This window comes from Paenibacillus sp. FSL R7-0216 (genome assembly GCF_037969915.1).
GTDB classification, from domain to species: Bacteria; Bacillota; Bacilli; order Paenibacillales; family Paenibacillaceae; genus Fontibacillus; species Fontibacillus rhizolycopersici.
Map to the genome: position 1 here is coordinate 3,147,880 of NZ_CP150222.1, position 20,971 is coordinate 3,168,850.

At 53.6% G+C, this 20,971-nt stretch carries 24 protein-coding genes; all 24 read right to left on the minus strand.

Going from position 1 to position 20,971, the window contains the following annotated elements; all coding sequences use genetic code 11:
* Positions 1 to 229 precede the first annotated feature (229 nt).
* The 24 genes from spoIVB to spoIIIAA all read right to left on the minus strand — a co-directional run bounded on the left by spoIVB (position 230) and on the right by spoIIIAA (position 20,967).
* Positions 230 to 1,561: a SpoIVB peptidase gene (gene spoIVB, locus MKZ15_RS14345; protein ID WP_193415936.1), complete on the minus strand. Its 1,332-nt coding sequence runs from the start codon at positions 1,559 to 1,561 to the stop codon at positions 230 to 232.
* Positions 1,562 to 1,660: 99 nt separating this feature from the next.
* A complete protein-coding gene (gene recN, locus MKZ15_RS14350) occupies positions 1,661 to 3,400 on the minus strand; it encodes a DNA repair protein RecN (protein ID WP_339816628.1) in 1,740 nt (579 codons plus the stop codon).
* Between the two features lie 32 nt (positions 3,401 to 3,432).
* Positions 3,433 to 3,882: a transcriptional regulator ArgR gene (argR, locus tag MKZ15_RS14355; RefSeq protein ID WP_155605458.1), complete on the minus strand. Its 450-nt coding sequence runs from the start codon at positions 3,880 to 3,882 to the stop codon at positions 3,433 to 3,435.
* 37 nt (positions 3,883 to 3,919) lie between these two features.
* Complete coding sequence (locus MKZ15_RS14360) at positions 3,920 to 4,399, minus strand: hypothetical protein (protein WP_339816630.1); 480 nt, start codon at positions 4,397 to 4,399, stop codon at positions 3,920 to 3,922.
* A gap of 159 nt (positions 4,400 to 4,558) precedes the next feature.
* Positions 4,559 to 5,416 carry a TlyA family RNA methyltransferase gene (locus MKZ15_RS14365; protein ID WP_155605459.1) on the minus strand — a complete coding sequence of 286 codons (858 nt, stop codon included), beginning with the start codon at positions 5,414 to 5,416 and terminating at the stop codon, positions 4,559 to 4,561.
* A 12-nt stretch (positions 5,417 to 5,428) separates the two neighbouring features.
* Complete coding sequence (dxs, locus tag MKZ15_RS14370; RefSeq protein ID WP_339822430.1) at positions 5,429 to 7,333, minus strand: 1-deoxy-D-xylulose-5-phosphate synthase; 1,905 nt, start codon at positions 7,331 to 7,333, stop codon at positions 5,429 to 5,431.
* Positions 7,334 to 7,507: 174 nt separating this feature from the next.
* Positions 7,508 to 8,383, minus strand: coding sequence for a polyprenyl synthetase family protein (locus tag MKZ15_RS14375; RefSeq protein WP_339822433.1), 876 nt, complete (start codon positions 8,381 to 8,383; stop codon positions 7,508 to 7,510).
* A gap of 47 nt (positions 8,384 to 8,430) precedes the next feature.
* Entirely contained in the window at positions 8,431 to 8,718 is a 288-nt protein-coding gene (xseB, locus tag MKZ15_RS14380; protein ID WP_155605461.1) for an exodeoxyribonuclease VII small subunit, read from the minus strand.
* A complete protein-coding gene (gene xseA / locus MKZ15_RS14385; RefSeq protein WP_339816631.1) occupies positions 8,693 to 10,078 on the minus strand; it encodes an exodeoxyribonuclease VII large subunit in 1,386 nt (461 codons plus the stop codon). Before xseA ends, xseB begins: the two co-directional genes overlap by 26 nt.
* Positions 10,079 to 10,139: 61 nt before the next feature.
* Positions 10,140 to 10,997, minus strand: coding sequence for a bifunctional methylenetetrahydrofolate dehydrogenase/methenyltetrahydrofolate cyclohydrolase FolD (folD, locus tag MKZ15_RS14390; RefSeq protein WP_339816632.1), 858 nt, complete (start codon positions 10,995 to 10,997; stop codon positions 10,140 to 10,142).
* Positions 10,998 to 11,026: 29 nt separating this feature from the next.
* A complete protein-coding gene (gene nusB / locus MKZ15_RS14395) occupies positions 11,027 to 11,476 on the minus strand; it encodes a transcription antitermination factor NusB (protein WP_339816633.1) in 450 nt (149 codons plus the stop codon).
* Positions 11,477 to 11,698: 222 nt separating this feature from the next.
* The gene (locus MKZ15_RS14400) at positions 11,699 to 11,932 is read right to left on the minus strand and encodes a DUF2273 domain-containing protein (RefSeq protein ID WP_193415930.1); all 234 of its coding nucleotides are present in this window, start codon (positions 11,930 to 11,932) and stop codon (positions 11,699 to 11,701) included.
* Between the two features lie 14 nt (positions 11,933 to 11,946).
* Positions 11,947 to 12,486 (minus strand): alkaline shock response membrane anchor protein AmaP, encoded by a 540-nt coding sequence (amaP, locus tag MKZ15_RS14405; protein WP_193415929.1) that lies wholly within the window; start codon positions 12,484 to 12,486, stop codon positions 11,947 to 11,949.
* Positions 12,487 to 12,587: 101 nt separating this feature from the next.
* Positions 12,588 to 12,995, minus strand: a complete 408-nt coding sequence (locus tag MKZ15_RS14410; protein ID WP_193415928.1) for an Asp23/Gls24 family envelope stress response protein — start codon at positions 12,993 to 12,995, stop codon at positions 12,588 to 12,590.
* Between the two features lie 112 nt (positions 12,996 to 13,107).
* The gene (accC, locus tag MKZ15_RS14415) at positions 13,108 to 14,451 is read right to left on the minus strand and encodes an acetyl-CoA carboxylase biotin carboxylase subunit (protein ID WP_193415927.1); all 1,344 of its coding nucleotides are present in this window, start codon (positions 14,449 to 14,451) and stop codon (positions 13,108 to 13,110) included.
* A 36-nt stretch (positions 14,452 to 14,487) separates the two neighbouring features.
* Positions 14,488 to 14,985, minus strand: a complete 498-nt coding sequence (accB, locus tag MKZ15_RS14420; RefSeq protein WP_339816635.1) for an acetyl-CoA carboxylase biotin carboxyl carrier protein — start codon at positions 14,983 to 14,985, stop codon at positions 14,488 to 14,490.
* 176 nt (positions 14,986 to 15,161) lie between these two features.
* Positions 15,162 to 15,959, minus strand: coding sequence for a SpoIIIAH-like family protein (locus MKZ15_RS14425; protein WP_193415925.1), 798 nt, complete (start codon positions 15,957 to 15,959; stop codon positions 15,162 to 15,164).
* A gap of 55 nt (positions 15,960 to 16,014) precedes the next feature.
* Positions 16,015 to 16,662: a stage III sporulation protein AG gene (spoIIIAG, locus tag MKZ15_RS14430; RefSeq protein WP_213622792.1), complete on the minus strand. Its 648-nt coding sequence runs from the start codon at positions 16,660 to 16,662 to the stop codon at positions 16,015 to 16,017.
* 5 nt (positions 16,663 to 16,667) lie between these two features.
* Complete coding sequence (gene spoIIIAF / locus MKZ15_RS14435) at positions 16,668 to 17,519, minus strand: stage III sporulation protein AF (RefSeq protein ID WP_339816637.1); 852 nt, start codon at positions 17,517 to 17,519, stop codon at positions 16,668 to 16,670.
* Between the two features lie 46 nt (positions 17,520 to 17,565).
* Positions 17,566 to 18,762, minus strand: coding sequence for a stage III sporulation protein AE (gene spoIIIAE, locus MKZ15_RS14440; protein WP_339816639.1), 1,197 nt, complete (start codon positions 18,760 to 18,762; stop codon positions 17,566 to 17,568).
* 30 nt (positions 18,763 to 18,792) lie between these two features.
* Positions 18,793 to 19,182 (minus strand): stage III sporulation protein AD, encoded by a 390-nt coding sequence (spoIIIAD, locus tag MKZ15_RS14445; RefSeq protein WP_068785165.1) that lies wholly within the window; start codon positions 19,180 to 19,182, stop codon positions 18,793 to 18,795.
* Between the two features lie 11 nt (positions 19,183 to 19,193).
* On the minus strand, positions 19,194 to 19,397 hold the full coding sequence (gene spoIIIAC / locus MKZ15_RS14450; RefSeq protein ID WP_009225775.1) for a stage III sporulation protein AC: 204 nt from the start codon (positions 19,395 to 19,397) through the stop codon (positions 19,194 to 19,196).
* A 60-nt stretch (positions 19,398 to 19,457) separates the two neighbouring features.
* On the minus strand, positions 19,458 to 19,976 hold the full coding sequence (gene spoIIIAB, locus MKZ15_RS14455) for a stage III sporulation protein SpoIIIAB (protein ID WP_213622789.1): 519 nt from the start codon (positions 19,974 to 19,976) through the stop codon (positions 19,458 to 19,460).
* A complete protein-coding gene (gene spoIIIAA / locus MKZ15_RS14460; protein WP_339816640.1) occupies positions 19,969 to 20,967 on the minus strand; it encodes a stage III sporulation protein AA in 999 nt (332 codons plus the stop codon). Before spoIIIAA ends, spoIIIAB begins: the two co-directional genes overlap by 8 nt.
* Between the last annotated feature and the right edge of the window lie 4 nt (positions 20,968 to 20,971).

A 20,971-nucleotide genomic window follows, 5' to 3' on the forward strand; every position in this document is an offset into this window, starting at 1 on the left:
TGGGTTCTAATATTTTTCTCCTCTTCCCAGAATAAGGATTCGACACGCAAAAGTAAATTCCTTCTGTCGAAAATTATTTTTATTTATTTTTTTGCAGGCTTGAGATATAATAAAATATTTATTTACACAAAGCGATTTCGTTCGGATTCATTCGACAAATGCATACAGGAATCAGTAGAGGGTTTGTCGAGCGGCGTAACCCTCAGGATAAAAAAATCTTAAGGCAGCGTTAGCTCGCCTTAAGATTTTGCTGTGTTTCTTTGCCTCTTTGAAGAATACCGGCGTCCTGAAGCATCCATTCGATAAAGCAACCGTATCCCGATTTCGGGTCGTTAACGAAAACATGGGTGACTGCTCCAATCAGCTTCCCGTTCTGAATAATCGGGCTGCCGCTCATGCCTTGTACGATGCCACCCGTTTTCTCCACAAGGCGAGGATCCGTAATTCGAATCACCAGACCTTTGGTTTCCGGAGCGCTCTGCTTGGAAACATGGACGATTTCAACCTTAAATCGCTCCACGTGTTGACCTTCCACCACGGTCAAAATTTCCGCGGGTCCTTCCTTAACTTCCTCCGCAAATGCAACAGGAATCGGTTTCTCATATACGCTATGTTCCGGGTTTTGTGACATTTTCCCGAAGATCCCGAAGTGCGTATTCCGTTCGATATTGCCCAGAGTTTTACCTTCCTTCAGAAAATGTGCCCGCTTCTCCCCCGGTTCTCCGCTTTCACTCTTAGAGATGGACGTTACGCTGGACTGCAGGATCTGTCCGCTACCCACCACGATCGGTGTCTGCGTATTCATGTCAGTGATAATGTGACCTAACGCCCCATATACTCCATGATTCGGGGAATAGAAGGTTAACGTACCCACCCCTGCGGCGGAATCCCGGATATATAGTCCCAATCTCCAGGCTCGATCCTGTTGATCGTAAGCCGGGCTCAGAGAGGTGTTAAATTCCTTGTCGTTCCGCTGATAGGTAATCTTGAGCGGTCTTTGGTGTTTGCCAGCATCAGCCGCTATATCGGCCACCTCGCGGACATCCTGCAGTTTCGTACCGTTAATGTGAGTGATCAGATCCCCGGCTTGAATTCCCGCAGCTTCGCCGGGAGATACCTTGCCGGTATCAGTGACGACCTGGTGATGGCCGACCACTAAGATCCCGGCGGATTTGACCTTTACTCCGATGGTTTGTCCGCCGGGAATGACTTTGAGGTCCGGAATCACATTGACCTTGACGGTCTTCAGAGGAATTTGACCGAATAATTTCATGCGGAGGGTTGCTTCTCCACTGCGAAGCGACGAGAGCTTGAGCGGATTTCCCAATGATACTTTCATGGATGGATTCGCCTGCCCGTTCAACATCACAACATCGGGCCGATCTACACTGACTTCGGCCTGTACGGGCAAAGCTAATGAAATTTGCGTTCCCTGACCTTGAAACAGGCGTAACTCGTCCGGCAAAACAGGAAGCCGCCCTTCAGCGGCGGACGTGCCGAGAAAACAAAAGAAGAAGGCAAGAAAAAGACCGAGCATTCTATTCCTGAGGTTCGGGTTCAATGGCTGTCACGCTCCCTTAGCTTCTTTCGCTTGACGAAAAGGTGGTCGCCAATTGCGTACCTATAAGATACCCCGGGTCAGGTGTTTTATTACTGTCAATCATTGTGCCGCACTTAATAAACCATCCTTTTGTGCCTGTGCCAGCTTCAACATTTCCTGGGCATGATGCTGCGTCTTCTCCGTGATTTCCACCCCGCCGAGCATGCGAGCTAATTCATTGACCCGTCCCGCTTCATCTAAAGATTCAACGCGGGTCATCGTGCGGCCGTCCTCTACAACCTTCTCAATAAGATACTGACGATCGGCCATGCAAGCCACCTGCGGAAGATGGGTAATGGCGAATACTTGGCACATCGCGGACAAACGTGATAATTTATCAGCGATCGACTGGGCTGCCCGTCCGCTGACGCCGGTATCGACTTCGTCGAAGATCAATACCGGAACTTGCTCATGCCGGGCAAAAATACTCTTGAGCGCCAGCATCATCCGCGACAGCTCGCCACCGGATGCAATTTTGCTCAGCGGCCGGAGCGGCTCCCCCGGGTTCGGCGAGATCAGGAACTCGGCATTATCGATGCCCTGCTTACCGGGACGGATTTTCTTGCCTTCCCATTCCAACCCATGGGCGTCCTCCATCACGGACAATTTCACTTGCAGGGAGGTTCTCCCCATCTGCAGGTCTTTAAGCTCGATCTCGATCTGACCCGCGAGTTCTTCAGCCATCCGATGCCGCACAGCACTCAGCTCTAAGGCTTGAGTCATCAAGCTTGTGGTTAGTTTCTCCCGCTGTGCCTGAAGCTGCTCCAATCGCTCGTCCTTGTTCTCCAAAGCGTCGGCTTCCAAACGGATCTTCTCATAATAAGTGAGGATCCCTTGGATGTCGTCCCCGTATTTACGACGCAGGGAAGAGATCAGGTCTAGGCGTTCCTCTACCTCCTCCAGCCGCTCCGGATTAAACTCAATCCGTTCACGGTAATCCCGCAAACTGAAAGACGCATCCTCCAGTTGATAATAAGCCGACTGCAGTTGCTCCAGGAGAGGAGAAATCCCTTTGCTGTCATAAGCGGCCACTTCACTTAGTTTGGATACCGCTTTGGCGATCGCATCGAGTCCTTGGGGACCATACAACGAGTCATACGCTTTCGAGATGGACTCCATCATTTTCTCGCTATGGGATAGCTTGACCTTTTCCTCCGCGAGTAATTCATCTTCACCCGGTTTTAACTCGGCTGCCGAAATTTCGCCAAGCTGAAAACGGTATAAATCAAGCATTTGCAAGGCCTGTTGGCTCGTATTGCGCAGCTCGTTATATTCTTTATCAATGCGAACGAATTCGGCGTAAGTCGCCTGGTAAGCCGCCTTCACCGGATCAATCGATTCGGCCCCGTAAGCGTCCAGCAGCTCCAAATGGCGTTCCGGCCGAAGCAGGGTTTGGTGCTCATGTTGTCCATGCAGGTTGATCAACTCGTCCCCAACCTCGCGCAGCATCGACAAATTGACCAGTTGACCGTTGATGCGGGCCGAGCTCTTGCCTTGGACGCTGATTTCCCGACGTATAATTAGAAGCTCGCCGGGATCCCCGGCAATCCCAAGTCCGTCCAAGGTGGTCCAAACCGGATGTTCCGTCGGCAGATCGAAGGAGGCCTCCATTTCAGCCTTGTCACAGCCATAACGAATCAAGTCCGCCGAACCCCGGCCGCCGGCAATCAAGCCCAGCGCATCGATAATAATCGATTTACCTGCACCGGTCTCCCCCGTCAGGACATGAAAGCCGGAACCAAACGATACATCCACCGCTTCAACAACCGCCAAATTACGTATGGATAAATGAACCAACATGCGAGGCCCTCCTCCCCCTACTCCAAGCTCAATTAAGATATGTATCCCATGATCTGTTCGATCAGAAACCGGCTGTAGTCCTCATTCCGGCAGATCAGCAAAATCGTGTCATCTCCGCAGATCGTGCCAAGCAAATCCGGCCATTCCATATTATCCAGCAGTACGGCTACCGAATTTGCCGTACCCGGAAGGCATTTCATGACGACTAGATTGCCGGTGTGATCAATATGAACGAAACTGTCGACCAGCGCCCGCTGCAGCTTCTGCACCGGGTTATAACGCTGAGCAGTCGGCATGGAGTACTTATACTTGCCATCGTCGGTCGGTACTTTAATCAACATCAGTTCCTTGATATCACGGGAGACCGTGGCTTGGGTGACCTGGTAACCTGCCTCACGCAGCGCTTCCACCAACTCATCTTGGGTTTCGATTTCTCTTGCCGTAATGATTTCCCGAATTTTGATATGTCTATGCCCTTTCATTCTGCCCTCCATTCGCCTGATGATCGAAAAATTCGATTCAGGCGGATTCATCTTCTTCGTCTTCTTCCGTCGTTAAGGAGATTTCCTTGAGCTCCCCTTGATCTGGATCCACGTACACCACGCCGGCGCATTCCGGATAAAGCAGCAGGAACGGGAGCAGATCTCTGCGTAAGCCGCTGCCCGTCCATTCCATCGGGAGACGTTCCCGCGCGGTTCTTACCAGATAGAATTCCCCGTTCTTGACCGCAATATAGTCGATAAACAGACGGCTGTGCAGGATTTCGCCGTCTACGCGAAAGGTGAGCGGCACCTTCAATTTATCACTGATGACCTCGTAACCCGCTTGCTCCAGCATGTCCACGGCAGGATGCTCTAGAATCTCCTCATTCATTTCAAATCCGATTCCCGATCTTAATGAAAACGGTTTGCGGACCCAGGAATGAAAACCTCGGTAAAGCAAATAAGCGCCGATTCCCGCGATCACGACCATCAGAATACCGTCCGAGTAAGCTCCCACCGATTATCACCTCAACCCTTATTTCGACGCAACCGCGATCAGCTCCTGTCAGGTACATAACAAAAAGTTGAGAGGAATGAGGACAAAAGCACAGTTTTGATTTCATTATAGGGAACAGGCGTTCGATTTGCAAGCGTAAACACGCAAAAAAAAGACCCATCACTTGGATGGGCCACCCGAAAAAGTGTTTGATGCTTCTTGGACAACGCTCGTCGCCAATTCGCGGATCGGAGCGAAACGATCGTCCCCTAGTTCCCCAGCCTGGCTTGCGGTTTCCTCCAGCCTTAAATGAGCTAGGAATTCGATATTTCCCTCTCCGCCGGTAATCGGGGAAAAGGTCAATCCGGCTACCATGTAGCCCTGGTCCAATGCAAAGCTCAGCACAGTCTCCAGCACTTCCTGATGCACCTTAGGATCCCGAACGACCCCTGATTTGCCAACCTTCTCACGGCCAGCCTCGAACTGCGGCTTAATTAATGCGGCAACATCCGCCGGCCGTTCCAACAGCGCAAGAAGCGGCGGCAAAATGATTTTGAGCGATATAAATGAAACGTCGATACTGGCAAAGTCGGGCTTGGGCCCCTCCAAATCCTCCGGTGTCATATATCTAAAGTTGGTGCGCTCCTTGACGTTCACGCGCGGATCATTGCGCAGCGACCAATCCAGTTGATTATAACCGACGTCAATGGCATAGACATAATCGGCGCCATGCTGCAGGGCGCAGTCGGTAAATCCTCCTGTGGAAGAGCCGATATCCAGCATCGTTCGTCCCGTCAGATCAAGGTTGAACCGCTTGATCGCTTTCTCCAGCTTCAGCCCGCCCCGGCTGACATAGGGATGGATCGCCCCCTTGACAGACAACGCGGTATCGCGCGGTATCTTCATTCCGGCCTTCTCGATCCGTTCCTGTCCGCCGAACACCAGCCCGGCCATGATCGCGGCTTTCGCCTTTTCCCTGCTATCGAAATATCCCTGCTCCACGAGCAGGACGTCTATGCGTTCCTTGGAAACCGACATGCCAATCTCCCGTCAATAATTTACTTTTTTGCCTAATGTTAAATGCTGACCGCCTCGCAATTTCTGCACCTCGCGTACAACATGATCGGCCGTCAAGCCCACTTCTTCCAACTGCTCCTTAATGCTGCCATGCTCGATAAATCGATCCGGGACGCCCATCAGATGAATGTCCAAACCAATAATCCCCAGCTCCGCGTAGAACTCCAGGATAGCGCTGCCCAGGCTTCCGGCCTGCGATGCCTCTTCGAGCACGACAATCTTTCCGCTGCCCTGCGCAAGGCGACCCAACATCTCCCCATCAAGAGGCTTCAAAAATCTCGCATTCACCACGGCAGCCGAAACCCCCTCACGCTTCAGTTGCTCCGCGGCTTCCTCCGCAACCTGCACCATCGGTCCAACCGCGACAAGCGTTAGGCTGTCGCCTTCGCGCAGTTGTTCCCACGTACCGATCGGGATCGGTACCAGCTCATTGTCCAGCGGGACCCCGGGCACGTTGATCCGCGGATAGCGATAAGCGATCGGCCCGTCATTATATTCAAGCGCCGTCTTCATCATGTGGCGCAATTCGTTCTCATCCTTCGGCATCATTAATACGATATTCGGAATATGCCGCATAAAGGCGATATCGTATACCCCTTGGTGAGTCTCCCCGTCGGCGCCAACAAATCCAGCCCGGTCGATGGCGAACATCACGTTGGCATTATGGCGGCAAATATCATGCACGATCTGGTCATAAGCCCGCTGCATGAACGTGGAATACACGGCGTAAACCGGCTTCAAGCCTTCCATCGCCATCGCGGCGCACATCGTGGCGGCATGCTGTTCAGCGATGCCCACGTCAATCATTCGGCCGGGGAAACGTTCCCCAAATTTGACCAAGCCGGAGCCTCCCGGCATCGCCGGAGTTACGGCCACGATACGTTCGTCCTGTTCGGCCAGCTCGATCAGCGTCTGTCCGAACACCTCCGTATACATCGGATTGCCTACCGCCTTCAGCAGTTGGCCGGATTCGATTTTGTACGGCGTGATGCCGTGCCATTTATGCGAATCCTGCTCCGCCGGCGTATATCCCTTGCCTTTGGTGGTTAGAACATGCACCAACACAGGGCCGCTCACGTTATTCGCCTGTTTGAAGGAATCGATCAACCCCGGTAAATCATGGCCATCAACCGGTCCCAGGTATTTGAAACCGAGCTCCTCGAATAGGACGCCGGAGACCATCAAATACTTGAGGCTGTCCTTGACCCGTTCTACGGTTTTAGCTACTTTCCCGCCAATAGCCGGGATTTTTTTAAGCAGCTGCTCGACTTCATCCTTGGCCCGCAGGTAATTGCGGTCGGAACGGATTTTGGTCAAGTAGTTGTGCATGGCTCCGACGTTTGGCGCGATCGACATTTCATTGTCGTTCAGGATAACCATGAGGTCCTTCTTCTCATGTCCGATATGATTCAACGCTTCAAACGCCATTCCCCCGGTTAACGCGCCGTCCCCGATGATCGCGATCACCCGGTTCGATTCGCCTTTCAAATCCCGGGCCAGCGCCATCCCCATGGCCGCCGAAAGCGAGGTACTGCTGTGCCCTGCCTCCCACACGTCATGCTCGCTCTCGCTTCGTTTGACAAACCCGCATAACCCTTGATGTTTACGAAGCGTGTCGAACTGGTCCATCCGCCCGGTTAAAATTTTATGTACATACGCCTGGTGGCCTACGTCGAAGATGAATTTATCCTGCGGACTGTTATAGCAATAGTGCAGGGCGATCGTCAATTCCACCACGCCCAAATTGGATGCCAAATGCCCGCCGGTAACCGACAGCTTCTCGATCAAGAACTGGCGAATTTCCTCGGCGAGCGGCGTCAATTGCTCCAGGGACAAGTTTTTCAGATCGGCAGGCTCATGTATTTGCGAAAGCAGCACAGCCATTCCCCGCTTTCCTTAATGTATAGTTCAAAAAGTCGGCCTTCAAATACCGGCTTCTTTTGCACTAGATGATAATAGCCTTCATTATACCATATGTCACGATGATGTCGAAATCACTTGCAAGGGATGAATGAGTCACTTTTCCCTGATTTCGATGATTTGATTCTGTATTTAATGATCGCGGCGAAGCAGCATATCGGCGATTTCCAACAACCGCTGCGGGTGCGGAACCTTCCCGTCCTGCACGGCTTCCTTCGCTTCGCGCGTCAGCCGGTCGACTTCGGAGCGGGAAGCGTCAATGCCGATAAAGTAAGGGTAGGTCACCTTCTGCTGCTTCACGTCGCTTTGCGTTTTTTTGCCTAGTTTGCTTTCGTCCCCGATTAGATCCAGGATATCGTCTTGGATTTGAAAAGCATGGCCCAACGCGCGTCCGTAACGCTCCAAAGCTTCGAGTTGCTCTGTCGAACCGGCAGCGATATGTCCACCTGCTTTTGCCGAGAAAACGATCAGATCACCGGTTTTGTGCTCATGGATATAGCGCAGCTGCTTCAGGTCGGTCACTCCCTGCTCGCCTTGCATGTCGGCCACTTGGCCGCCAACCATACCGCCGGGTCCGGCATACCGCGACAGCTCTTCCACGATCGAGAGGGCCGCCGCCGCTGGTATTCCATGCTCACGGCTCGCTTGAACTACGCGATAAAAGGCATGCGTCAACAAACCGTCTCCCGCCAATATGGCCATCGCTTCCCCAAATACTTTATGATTCGTGGGTTTGCCGCGCCGAAAGTCATCGTTATCCAGGGCGGGCAGATCGTCATGGATCAGCGAATAGGTATGTATCATTTCCACGGCGCAGGCGACGGACAATGCCGCTTCTCGGTTACCGCCGAGCGCCTCCGCCGCAGCCACGACGAGCAATGGCCGCAGCCGTTTCCCTCCCGCCATCAGCGAGTAATCCATCGCCTGGCGCAGCGTATCCGGCACATCCCATGAGGCCGGAAGGCTTGCAGACAATCGGGCGGAAACGGCTTCGCCAATTTCCTTCATGTACTCCTCAATCGTTAGATGCTGCCGCAACAAGATCACCGCTCTCCTCAGAAATCCGCATTATCGCTCAGTGGCGGCTGAAACGGCTGCTTCGCTACCGCCCCGTCTTCTTCAACGATCATTTCGATCTTCTGTTCCACTTGGGCTAGCTTCTGGCCGCATATTTGCGAGAGCCTCATGCCCTGCTGAAACAGGTCGATCGCTTTCTCCAGAGGTACATCCCCGTGCTCCAGTTGAGACACGATGTCTTCCAGCTGGTTCATCGCTTCTTCGAAATTCAAATTCAGTTCCGGTTGCTGCGCTTCCGCGTTAAGCTTGGCTTCCTTTTCCTTCATCTTCTTCTCCAGCTCCTTCCGGTCTCATGCCCCAAACTTGACAATCCAGTTCTCCATCCGTAACTTTCACGGTGATTCGGTCGCCGGGGTCAACCTCCGACAACGACTTAATGAGCCGTTCCCCTCGTTCATCGTATACAAGACTGTACCCCCGCGCCATAACCTTAAGCGGGCTCAAAGCATCCAAATGGCGGATGCCTGAAGCCAGCTGTCCGGATTTCTCTCGCAGGATGCCTTGCATGGCCTGCCGCAGCAAGCGATCCGCTTCCCGCCGCCGACGTCCCGCGAACACCAGCGCTTCCTTCGGATGGAAGCGCAGCAGCCGCTGGTGCAGGCGGTCCTGCGCCGCGCCGGCGAGCTGCAGGCGCGTCTCCATGCGGCCGGTCAGCCGCGAAGACAGCCGGTCCAGCCGCTCCGCGTGCTGGAGCAGGCTGCGCCGCGGCTGCGTTAACGCCGGCGAGCGCGTCAGCCGGCGCAGCCGTTCGCGCGCCTGCTGCAGGCGATGCTGCAAGCCCTGCTGCAGCACCTGTTCTCGCTGGCGCAGAAGCGCGCGCAGCTCGGCCATGTGCGGCACGGCCAGCTCGGCGGCCGCAGTGGGCGTGGCGGCACGCAGGTCGGCGACGAAATCGGCGATGGTGAAATCCGTCTCGTGGCCAACGGCCGAGATGACGGGGATCGCCGATTCGTAGATCGCACGCGCGACCTGCTCCTCGTTGAACGCCCACAGCTCCTCGAGCGAGCCGCCGCCGCGGCCGACGATGAGCACGTCGGCCTCGCCCATGGCGCTTAGCGTCTGGATCGCCTTCACGATCGACGGCGCCGCCCCTTTGCCCTGGACGAGCACGGGGTACAGGATTACTTTCGCTTGCGGATACCTCCGCCCGAGCGTCGTCAAAATATCGCGAACTGCCGCTCCGGTCGGCGATGTTACAACGCCAATCGTCTTGGGGAACTGCGGCAATGGCCGCTTCCGTCCCGGCGCGAACAAGCCTTCCGCATCGAGCTTCTGCTTCAACTGCTCGAATGCCAGATACAGGCTACCCACGCCGTCAGGCTGCATATGCGTCGCGTAGAATTGATATTGGCCATCCCGTTCGTAAACGGAGACGTTGCCACGAGCAATGACGCGCATTCCTTCTTTGGGACGGAACGGCAGCCGCTGGTTATGGGAGGCGAACATAATACATTTAATTCGGCTGTCCGCGTCCTTTAGCGTAAAATACATATGTCCGCTGGAATGATGAGTGAAATTCGAAATTTCGCCGCGAATCCAGACATCGGTGAGCACCTGATCTGATTCCAGCTTCATCCGGATGTAGCGGTTCAAATCCTTGACCGTCAAAATCCGCTGCTGATCCAAGGGGGCCGCCTCCTTTTATTCAAATCTCACTGAACTTGCAGCTATTGTTCGAATGCTCGGATTACGACAGCCCTTGCAACCGCTTGGCCGCGATCAACGTATTCTGCATCAACATCGTGATCGTCATCGGTCCTACGCCGCCGGGTACCGGTGTGATGGGGCCGGAAACCTCCTTCACGCTCTCAAAATCGACATCCCCGGCCAGCTTGCCGTTCTCAAGTCGGTTCATGCCGACGTCAATGACCACCGCACCGGGCTTCACGTAAGACGCGTCAACGAAGTTGGCACGCCCGATCGCTACGACCAGAATGTCTGCAAGCTGGGTTAATTCCTTCATGTTGGCCGTCCGCGAATGACACATCGTTACGGTTGCGTTCTCCCGCTGCAGAAGCAAGGAGACCGGTTTGCCAACGATATTGCTCCGCCCGATAACGACCGCGTGCTTGCCGGCGATTTCCACGCCCGCGCGTTTGATGAGTTCGATGACTCCCGCCGGCGTACAGGGCAGCAAGCTATCGTCGCCGATCATCAGATTTCCGACATTGACCGGATGGAATCCGTCAACGTCCTTCTCCGCGGAGATGGCATCGATAACCGCTTTCTCGTCAATATGCTTCGGCAGCGGCAGCTGTACCAATATCCCATGAATATTGCTCTGACGATTCAGCTTGTCCACCAAGGCTAGCAGTTCCTCCTGAGACGTCTCCGCCGACAGGCGGTGAACCTCCGAATAGTAGCCTAGTTCATGACATGCTTTCTCCTTGTTCCGCACATACACTTGCGAAGCCGGGTCCTCCCCGACGAGCACGACCGCCAGTCCCGGCTTAAAACCCTGCTTCGCCAGCTGTTCTACCTCTTCGCGCAAATCCTTGCGGATCTCTTCCGAAATTTGTTTTCCGTTAATGATTGGTGCCGTCATGCTCGTCCTCTCCTCTACCCTAAATTGAATTATCGATTGCTTTTCAACTGGTCAACATCTTGAATCATCTTCCCAAGGACCCCGTTCACGAACTTCCCGGATTCCGCGGTTCCGAAATGTTTGGCTAACTCGATCGCTTCATTGACCGCAACTTTGCCCGGTACGTCGTCTCGAAAGATCATTTCGTACGTCGCCAGTCGCAGGACCTGACGGTCCACCTTGGACAAGCGGCTGATTTGCCAGCCTTTCAAGTAATCCTCCAACAAGGCGTCGATCGCATTCTTACGGCTCCATGTGCCGTTGATCAGCTCCAACACGAAGGCCCGGGTTGCGTCTATATCGGACAACTCCACCTCGCTTTCGTTCTCTTCCATGGCTTCCGTAAGCAGCATCGTCACTGCTTCATTCGCATCAACTTCGTTCATTTCCATCTGGTACATACTTTGCACTGCAATTTCTCTCGCCAAACGCCGTTTCATCTGCTTCCTCCTAATAGTTTCTACGCTTCATGCATTAACCTTACATATCCTTCAGCATGGACCAAAACCGACTCAATCATCACCGGCTTCGCCAACTTGCACTTCTCTTTGCACAAAAAAAGACCCGTAATTGGCTTACTCCACAAAAGGGGCAAGAGAACGTTCCTAGCTCTTTTCCGGAGTAAGCATATCACAGGAAACGGTAATGAGGAATTTGAAATCTCATTTAAAGGGACGCCAACGCGTAGACAGCCATTCCCAAATCATGCCCCAAGGGAACAGCGGGCCTCCCTCCAAGTCCTTCTGCTTGCCGATCGTATACCCGATAAACAGCAGCAAGGCGCAGAACAACATATTCCAGAATCCGAAAAACAGATAGATCGGGCATAAAAACACGGCCGCCGCTATCCCAAGCAGGCGTCCTTTGTGACTCTCCCATAATTGTTTCCAGAACACCCCGCTGCTCACCCCTATTCAACCCGGCTTTTGAGGACCGGGGAATGGACCAGATTCGCAATATAAACCGACACGTAGGATACGGGAATTCCCGTAATTTCCTCGACATGGTCATGAACTTGTTTCTGCACTTCTTCCGTCAGCACCGGGATCGATGTTTCTCCATCAACGAGTGCGCGAACCACGATTTCAAGTCCGGATTCCGTGATTCGAATCCGCGTCTTGACTTCCTTGATGCCACGCACACGAGAAGCGGCTTTGTAGGACAGGTTCTCGATCGTGTCCACCGAGATCTGGATATCCCCGTATTCGTTACGCTGGTCAATCGAGGTCGCCGAGCTGCGGTCCCTGCTGACCGATATGTAAAAAACACGGATGCTGATGAGCAGCAATACGATGGCTACTACCCAGGTACCGACATAGAACGGTTGCCGCTCCAGAATCTCCAGATTCAGGGGAACAGTGCCCGTAAGTAATAGAATGGTGAAAACAGATAGGATCGCGATGCACAAGCTGTAAATAAACATCAGAATTCGGTCTAAAATTTTGGCCACGACAGGTATTGCCTCCTTAATAGAGGTTTGCTTCAGCTTGTCCAGCTGAAAATTACAGTAAACCCCTGACCTGAGAAGCAGTCGGGGGTTCGTTACAATCGTTATTTTACGCGATGGGTCGCTTCGATTTCTTCCACACGTTCAGCAGCCTTGAAAATCACGTCGTGAATATGTACATTCACTTCGACGACGTTCAGCCCCGTCATGGTTTCAATGGAACGCTTGACGTTGCGCTGAATTTCCGAGGCGACTTCCGGGAGACGATTGCCGTATTCAACGATCACGGATACGTCCACCGCAGCTTCACGTTGGCCAACTTCCACTTTGACGCCTTTGGATAGATTCTTTCTTCCCAGCAATTCGGCAATGCCGCCGGCGAATCCGCCGCTCATTCCGGCAACGCCCTTCACTTCGACGGTAGCCAGTCCGGCGATCACTTCAATCACTTCCGGAGCAATCTGAATTTCACCAATATCCGTACGTTCGAATTCCGTTGGCAAAGTGCTCATTCTATTCATCCACCTCTCAATAAGTATGACGCTGCTCTAACGATAGATACCGCGCACTTATTATACATACTATATCATTTTGGGTTCATTATGACAAACTCGCAGCGGCTTTCTATATCTCGTTTTCTTCCAGAAATTTGATATCGAAGTCACCCTTAATAAATGTCGGATGCTCCAACAGCTTCTGGTGAAAGGGGATCGTCGTATGAATGCCTTCGATGGCGAATTCGGACAGCGCCCGCTTCATTTTGGCGATCGCTACCTCCCGCGTAGGTCCCCAAACGATCAGTTTGGCGATCATCGAATCGTAATGCGGCGAAATCGTATACCCTGGATAAGCCCCGCTATCGACGCGAACGCCCGGACCACCCGGCGGCAAGTAAAAGCCGATTTTGCCCGGAGATGGCATAAAGTTGCGGGTAGGATCCTCGGCGTTGATCCGGCACTCGATCGACCAACCATTCAGCTGAATGTCCTCCTGAGTGAAGGAAAGCGGATTCCCCTCGGCCACGGAAATCATCTCTTGGATCAAATCGACGCCGGTAACCATTTCGGTGACCGGATGCTCCACCTGAATCCGCGTATTCATTTCCATGAAATAAAATTGTCCGTCCAGCCCAAGCAAGAATTCCAGCGTTCCCGCACCGGAATAGTTGACGGCTTGCGCGGCTCGAACCGCAGCCTCGCCCATTTCCCGCCGTTTCTCCGGCGAAAGCACCGGGCAAGGTGCCTCTTCGACCAGCTTCTGCCGACGGCGCTGTACGGAACAGTCGCGTTCGCCTAAGTATACGGCGTTGCCATGCTTGTCGCCAATGATCTGAATTTCCACGTGTTTCATGCCGGTCAAATACTTCTCAAGATACACGCCGGCGTTACCGAAAGCTTTCTGCGCTTCCTGTTGGGCCGTCGTAATTTGCTTGATCAACGATTCCTCGTCTTCGGCGATACGGATCCCTTTGCCCCCGCCGCCGGCCGTCGCTTTGATGATAACCGGATATCCGATGTCGCGCGCCACCATGACGGCTTCATCCAGATCCTCAATCAAACCGTCCGAGCCGGGAATGACGGGCACGTTCGCTTCTTTCATCGTTTGCTTCGCCATCGCTTTATCCCCCATGCGGGTGATCGCTTCCGGAGAAGGCCCAATGAATGTAATGTTGCAGGAACCGCAGATTTCTGCGAAGTCGGCATTTTCAGCCAGGAACCCATAGCCGGGATGAATCGCATCACACTCGGTCAAAGTCGCTACGCTCATCAGGTTCGTCAGGTTCAAATAACTGTCCTTGGACAGCGTGGGTCCAATGCAATAAGCCTCGTCGGCCAAGCGCACATGCAGCGAATCCTTGTCCGCTTCGGAATAAACCGCCACGGTGGAAATCCCCAGCTCGCGGCAAGCCCGAATGATCCGCACGGCGATCTCGCCGCGGTTAGCAATCAATATTTTATGGAATTTCATGTGATTCTCGTATCCTCCTTTGGAAAGCTCCTTCTTTTACTCCGGCTTCACCAAAAAGAGAGGCTGCCCGTATTCGACCATCTGTCCATTCTCCACAAGGATGTCGATGATCTCACCTTTGACTTCCGCCTCCAGTTCATTCATCAGCTTCATCGCTTCGATAATGCAGACCGTCGTCTTCTCGCCGACCTTGTCGCCGATGTTCACGTAAGGCTGGGCTTCCGGCGACGAGGAACGATAAAATGTTCCGACCATCGGAGAAGCTATGGTATGTAAGTTAGCTGCATGTGCAGCGGAATGGGCTGCTTCCGTCGCTTGGGGTGCCAATACGTTCTCTTGTGGGGCCGGTACCGATACGGCAGCCTGAATATTTTGCGGAACTGCGGTAACCATCTGTGGCTGCACGTGAACGACTTCGCTCACAGCGTTCTTGCGAATGCACAAGCGAGCGCCTTCATTTTCAATTTCTAATTCATTCACGGACGTCTGGTCCAGCAGTTCGATCAATTCTTTGATTTCACTCAGCTTAAACATATTCTCACTCTCTCCTTCAGCTTTGTAGGAAAAGCCTTGGCCTTAAACCATAAGCCTTCTCGGCTCATAACTTTATGTATTATATCATAATCGATCAAAATGGAAAGAGTCCAAGTTACCTCGGACCCTTCCAGAGATCGGAACCTATCGGTCCCTAGTTTTAAGAGCTGTTTTCCTTATTGCGTCACGTATTGTACGCTGACTTTATCCTGGGATACGCCTAGTTCCTTGATCACCAGGTCCATGATGCTTACGGCTTCCTTCGCTTCCATCTTCTCGCTGACAACGACCACTTTGTACTTGTCGTCCGCTTCCGTTACGACGGCATTGGCGTACTGCTGTTTGAGTCTTTCCTCGATATCATAGATTTTTGCTTCCTTCTCTTCCAAAGCGCTTAATTCTTGTTGAGCCATTGCGGCTTCGTCCAACGTTTTGTTCTCGTCGCCAATCGCTTGCATCAGCTCTTCCTGCTTCTTCATGTTGTCTTGGGTCCGGGCGAATTGGTACGCGTTCAGCGTGTCCGTGGAGGATACGCCTTGGGCTTCCAACTGACTCAGCACATCTTCATCCGTTGCCGCTGGCTTCTGCTCGTCATTCGTAGTAGCCGGGGTGCCTTCCGCCGCTTTACCGGCATCCGTCGTTTGCGTATTATCGGAAGTCGCAACGTCATCGGTTTTCGCTACGTCCGCCTGTTCCGTTCCATCGTTGCCGGCAGTTGCTTCGGTTTGATCTGCAGCCGCGGTGTCGTCCGTAACGATGCTGCCGTTCTCACTTCCGTCCGTCGTCACTTCCGACAAGATCACGTCATCCCCCGCCGCATTTCCGTTCATCCCGTTATTTGTCGTACTCACTTGCTGTCCATCGGTTGGCGTCGAAGTCTTCGGACTATCTTCCGTAAACAGGTAGTAGGCAGATAAAATGACCATCAAGCTCAGCATGGATACCAGCCAAATCGTTTGTCTTTTGGATTTCATAATGGAATTCCTCCTCAAAATTATTAAAAATAAACGTTTGCTTCCTGATTATTAATTATTGAGATTGCTTGCGCGGTACGACGGAGATCCGATAAGCCGGCACGTTCAGCCCCTTTTCGACGGCATCGACGATCAGGCTTTTCACCGTTTTGTTCTCCGCTCCCCGTGCTACAATCAGGACACCGCGAACCTTGGGTTTGATCTTCTTGGTCACGATCGGCTGCTCGCTGCCTGAAGCCTCATAGGTGACGATCTGACCGTCCCGGGTATATTGGGTGATGTGCCGTTTGCCTCCATCCGCATCGCTTTCTTCCGTTAACTCCTGCGAGTCCTTGATGTTTCGCTGAACTACGATCTCCTCTGTCGAATCAATGGTGACAAGCACATCCACCGCACCGACTCCCACGATTTTTTCCAGGATTTCCTTGGTCTTGCCTTCGAGCGTCATTTCGATGCTGCTGAAATCATCCTCCCCCGTTCCGCCCGCGGTTCCTGACGAACCGGCGATTTCCTGCATCATAGGCGGTTCACGGCTCCCTTCGCCGTTGGGTTCCAGCTGTTTGACGTTTACGAAGGAATTGAACAGCATAATGGCGATCCCGACCAGCCCGAGGATCAGCAGCCAACGAAACGTACTTGCGGTTTTTTTGCCTTCCGCTCCCCGGCCAAGCCATTGCTCCAGTTTCTTCAGCCATCCCGGCACTTTCATCACCTCCCGGCGTTATCTTCGGTTAGATTTGCGGCCCCAAGGACCGTGACTGCCTCTTTAGCTACGCCCCAGTTCTGCTGGAGCAGTTCTTCGATTTGCGAGACCAACGGGGTTGCCGCCGATCCGCCATCACCCTTGGAGTTGTCTCTGGATTCGGCAAGTTCCCCTGCTGCGATTTCGTCTTCATCGGATCCGGCCATCGCCGTACTCGTCTGTGATTCGGTCTGGTCTTGCGCGCCCCTGGGTTCACCGGAATTCTCTTTCGTATTCACGCTGATCTGGATCTTATCTACCGGTGCGATCGATACCTCCGGCCCCCGTCCGGCTGCCCCGGGATCAGCGCCCTCCTCTTCCGGCTTGACCTGCGCCATGACGACCTCGACCTCAGAGATCACCGGCTCCGCAGCAGGTGGAGTTGTTTTGCCAGCTCCGGCTTGAGCTTTTGCGGGCTCTGTTCTTAGCTTCACAGTGACCCGGTCGACTTGCTGCCCGGTCGATCGTTCAATTTGTTGCTTCATTTGTCTCGCCGCCTCCTCACCTGCCCATGCGAGCGCTTCGGATTCCTGCTTTTGCCTTAACTTCTCCCCCTGCTGCAGGATCACCTCCGTGCTTTGACCCGGGAAATCGCCCCCCAGTCCGTCCCAACTGGTCGCAAACGCGGCCTCCAGTTGGTCTTTGGCATCCGCCGAGAAGAAGCGCATCACCGGGGATAGCAGCGTCAGCAGGATCAGCAGGCTGACCACGAATTTGACGTAGCGCTCCATCGCGCGGTTGGGTAGCAGCAAATCGATAAAAACCGCAATCAGTACGATGAAGATAATTTCTCTCAGCCACTCCGCCAGCCAATCCATGCATGATCACCACCCCTTGTAAAGTCGTTCTTGTCCGAAAGGCGTCTCACCTCATCATGACGGTGATGTTCCCGGCGGTCAGCATGATCGTGATCGCCAGAAAGAACATCATGCCCACCGCGGCCAGTGCCGCAAAAACGTACAGCATGCTCTTTCCGATCGTTTCCAGGCAAGTGATGACCGGCGAATCTCCCAGCGGCTGCATGACCGCCGCAGCCAGGTTGAAGATCAACGCCAGCGTGATAATTTTGATCGCCGGAAAAGCGCAGAGGAACAGCAGGATGATGACCCCGACCAAGCCGATCGAGTTTTTGACAAGCAGGGAAGCCGAGATGACCGTGTCCGTAGCATCGGCAAACACCTTGCCGACGACCGGTACGAAATTGCCCGTTAAGTATTTGGCCGTCCGCAGCGTGACCCCGTCCGCCACTGACCCGGCGATACCTTTGACGGAAATCACGCCGAGAAAAATGGTGAGCAGTACTCCTAATAAAGCCATGCTGACCGTTCGCAGTAAATTGGCGAGCTGGGTGAGCTTATATTTGTCGGACAACGAGCTGACGATGTGCAGCACCGCCGAGAAGAACAACAGCGGGAAGACGATCGTATGCACGGTCGTTCCTACCGCGTGGACCATAAACACGACCAATGGATGGGTCACCGTCACTGTCACCGCATTTCCCAGGGAGGCCAGAAGCGTGAATAGCAGCGGTACCATCGCCATCATGAAGTCGATCATCCCGCTAATCGCATTCGTGGCATACGTAATCGCCACATGAAAGCTGTTGATCGCCATAACTAGAATCACCATGTAGCAGATGGAGTAGGCCACTTTGCTCACCTGCTTGCGTTCGAACGCGGTTTGCAAAGTTTCAAGGATCATGCTGAAGATGGAAAGTAGCACGATAGTGACCAAAATGTGCCCGTTGTAAAGGACTTCATGCCACATATATCGCATCAGACCGCCTAGTCCCGATTTTAGACTGAAGCTTTGATCCTGTTGCAGGAGCATATCCATAAAAGACGGGACCTTCTGATCTGGGAAAAATCCCCCGTAATCTTCCATCAGTTGCTGCCAATACCTTTCGACCTGATCGGTTGGAAGCTCCTCGGCCTGGCGCTGGATCCAGTTATCTCCTTCCCCTTCGGCAGAGGCGATGACGGGCATGTACCAAAACAGCAGCACTCCTAGCAAAATCAAGAGCAGCGTAGTGCCGTGCCATCGTTCATTCGTAGCGAGCATAAGTCCTTCTCCCCAATCTGATGCAACCTTCTATGCCGGCAGCAGCTTGATGACCGTCTCGATAATAATGCTGATGATCGGAATGGCGAGCACCATGATGAGCACTTTTCCCGCCATCTCGATTTTGCTGGCGATGCTCTCTTGTCCGGCATCTCGTACGATTTGCGCACCGAATTCGGCGATATAAGCGATTCCGATAATTTTTAGAATCGTCTTCAGATAGATCATCTGGACTCCGGACTTATCGGCCAGATCCTCCAATACCTCAATGATCCCGCCGATTTTGCCGATCAGATACAGAAAGATCAGAACGCCCGTGCTTGCGGCGATCAGGAATGCGAACATCGGCTTTTGTTCCTTGACGACCAGGACCAGCACGGTTGCGATGAGCCCAAGCCCTACTATTTGGATGATTTCCACGGTGCGCTCACCTACTGGAATAAGAAGATCGATTTGATTTCCTGAAACAGACTGTCAAGCAGCCGGATGACCATAAACAGGACGACAACGAACCCGATCAGCGTCACCCAATGCGCCATGTCCTCTTTTCCCATCTGCTTCAGCACCGTATGGATCATGGCGATAATGATGCCGATGCCCGCAATCTGAAAAATGGCGTTCACTTCTATGTTCATTGATTTGGCACCTCACTAACGATTTCACAGGCGACAATCAGCCGTGGAGGGAAATGGTATTCAGTAGAACAAAATGACGATGAACGCTCCGCACAAAAGGCCCAAGCTTCGATACATTTTCTCATAGCGGGCTTGTTCTTCCCGTGCCGTCGATTCCTCGCTTTCCAGCTGCCGCACCGCCGTGGCCAGGTGGCCCAACTGGTCTTTCCGGTCGCTTGTCCCGAGAGTCAAGCTGAGCTGCCGGATGACCTCTTGCTCAGGCGCCTTCATGGCGGTATATTTCCACAGCTTCGTAACGGCTTGCTCCAGACTTTCTTGGGCGGTCCACGGGTGGGCCGAACTCATGTTGTCCGCCGCGTTTACGAAGATCGCACGGATCGGCTCCCCGCTTTGCTCCCCGATTCTCCGAAGGGCGTCCGGCAGCGGGGTGAAGCCGTACATGATTTCCGTTTCAAGCCGTTTTAAAGCAAGGATGAGCCGCCGGATTTGGCTGGGCCGGGCGGCAAATTGTCTGGCCTGCATGAAACCAGCCAAGGTGGCGGTCAGCAGAACAAGTACGGCGCCAAACATTTTAAACATTCTCTTCCCTGCCTTTCCAACTGGGTGCGGCCGCCGGAATACCGCGGCGTTTGCCGTCCCACAGCTTGAATGCCAGACCCTTGTCCGTCCGCGCCAGTACCGCGTACATCTGGAAGAAGGAGCTCTCCGTGAGCTTGGACAACGCAGGGCGGGCCGCCAAATCGTCTACACTCGATCCATGCGCCGTGGCGATCACCCGCACACCGGCGTGCAGCGCCTCGGCTAAAGCCTCGGCATCCTCCGGTCGGCCGATCTCATCAACGATAAGGACGTCTGGCGACATGGAGCGGATCATCATCATAATCCCCTCGGCCTTCGGGCAACCGTCCATCACATCGGTGCGCGGACCGACGTCAAAGCCGGGTACCCCCCGCTTGCTGCCGGCGATCTCCGAGCGTTCGTCGATCACCCCGACCTTCAATCCAGGCCAGGACGCCTCAGGATGTCCCCAGGTTCCGTTGCTGATCTGACGGGCCAAATCTCGGATCAGCGTCGTTTTCCCTTGCTGCGGCGGCGACAGGATCAAAGTGTGATTCACCGTTTTGTGCCTGAAATCCAGCAGCTTCGGCAGGATGGGATCGGCGATGCCTCGAATCTCTCGGGCAATCCGCACGTTAAACCCACTGATGTCGCGCAGATGCTCGACTCTTCCTCCGCTCAGCAGGGTTCTGCCAGCCAGTCCAATCCGATGTCCGCCGGCGATCGTAATAAACCCTTTGCGAAGCTCTTCTTCCATCGTGTAGAGCGAATGGTTAGTGATCAGATCGAGCAGACGATTGCCGTCTTGCTTGCCCGGCTTGTACGCAGCGTCCGGATTCCTCGTCATCTCTCCGTCGGGCGTTAGAAAGTAGTAGCGGCCGCCTGCGTTAATCTCTAGCGGTCGTCCCTCGCGAATGCGGATCTCTTCCAAACCCGGAAAGATAGAAGGCGGAAGCTTAAGCAGCAAAGCCCGGAGATTGTCGGGAAATACGGTTAACCAACTTGGGTTCATAGAC

Coding starts and splice junctions, on each gene's coding strand:
- recN (WP_339816628.1), bottom strand. CDS start 3,400: ATGTTGGTTCATTTATCCATACGTAATTTGGCGGTTGTTGAAGCGGTG.
- argR (WP_155605458.1), bottom strand. CDS start 3,882: ATGAAAGGGCATAGACATATCAAAATTCGGGAAATCATTACGGCAAGA.
- MKZ15_RS14365 (WP_155605459.1), bottom strand. CDS start 5,416: ATGTCGGTTTCCAAGGAACGCATAGACGTCCTGCTCGTGGAGCAGGGA.
- MKZ15_RS14375 (WP_339822433.1), bottom strand. CDS start 8,383: ATGAAGGAAATTGGCGAAGCCGTTTCCGCCCGATTGTCTGCAAGCCTT.
- xseB (WP_155605461.1), bottom strand. CDS start 8,718: ATGAAGGAAAAGGAAGCCAAGCTTAACGCGGAAGCGCAGCAACCGGAA.
- folD (WP_339816632.1), bottom strand. CDS start 10,997: ATGACGGCACCAATCATTAACGGAAAACAAATTTCGGAAGAGATCCGC.
- nusB (WP_339816633.1), bottom strand. CDS start 11,476: ATGAAACGGCGTTTGGCGAGAGAAATTGCAGTGCAAAGTATGTACCAG.
- MKZ15_RS14410 (WP_193415928.1), bottom strand. CDS start 12,995: ATGAGCACTTTGCCAACGGAATTCGAACGTACGGATATTGGTGAAATT.
- accC (WP_193415927.1), bottom strand. CDS start 14,451: ATGAAATTCCATAAAATATTGATTGCTAACCGCGGCGAGATCGCCGTG.
- accB (WP_339816635.1), bottom strand. CDS start 14,985: ATGTTTAAGCTGAGTGAAATCAAAGAATTGATCGAACTGCTGGACCAG.
- MKZ15_RS14425 (WP_193415925.1), bottom strand. CDS start 15,959: ATGAAATCCAAAAGACAAACGATTTGGCTGGTATCCATGCTGAGCTTG.
- spoIIIAF (WP_339816637.1), bottom strand. CDS start 17,519: ATGGATTGGCTGGCGGAGTGGCTGAGAGAAATTATCTTCATCGTACTG.
- spoIIIAE (WP_339816639.1), bottom strand. CDS start 18,762: ATGCTCGCTACGAATGAACGATGGCACGGCACTACGCTGCTCTTGATT.
- spoIIIAC (WP_009225775.1), bottom strand. CDS start 19,397: ATGAACATAGAAGTGAACGCCATTTTTCAGATTGCGGGCATCGGCATC.
- spoIIIAB (WP_213622789.1), bottom strand. CDS start 19,976: ATGTTTAAAATGTTTGGCGCCGTACTTGTTCTGCTGACCGCCACCTTG.
- spoIIIAA (WP_339816640.1), bottom strand. CDS start 20,967: ATGAACCCAAGTTGGTTAACCGTATTTCCCGACAATCTCCGGGCTTTG.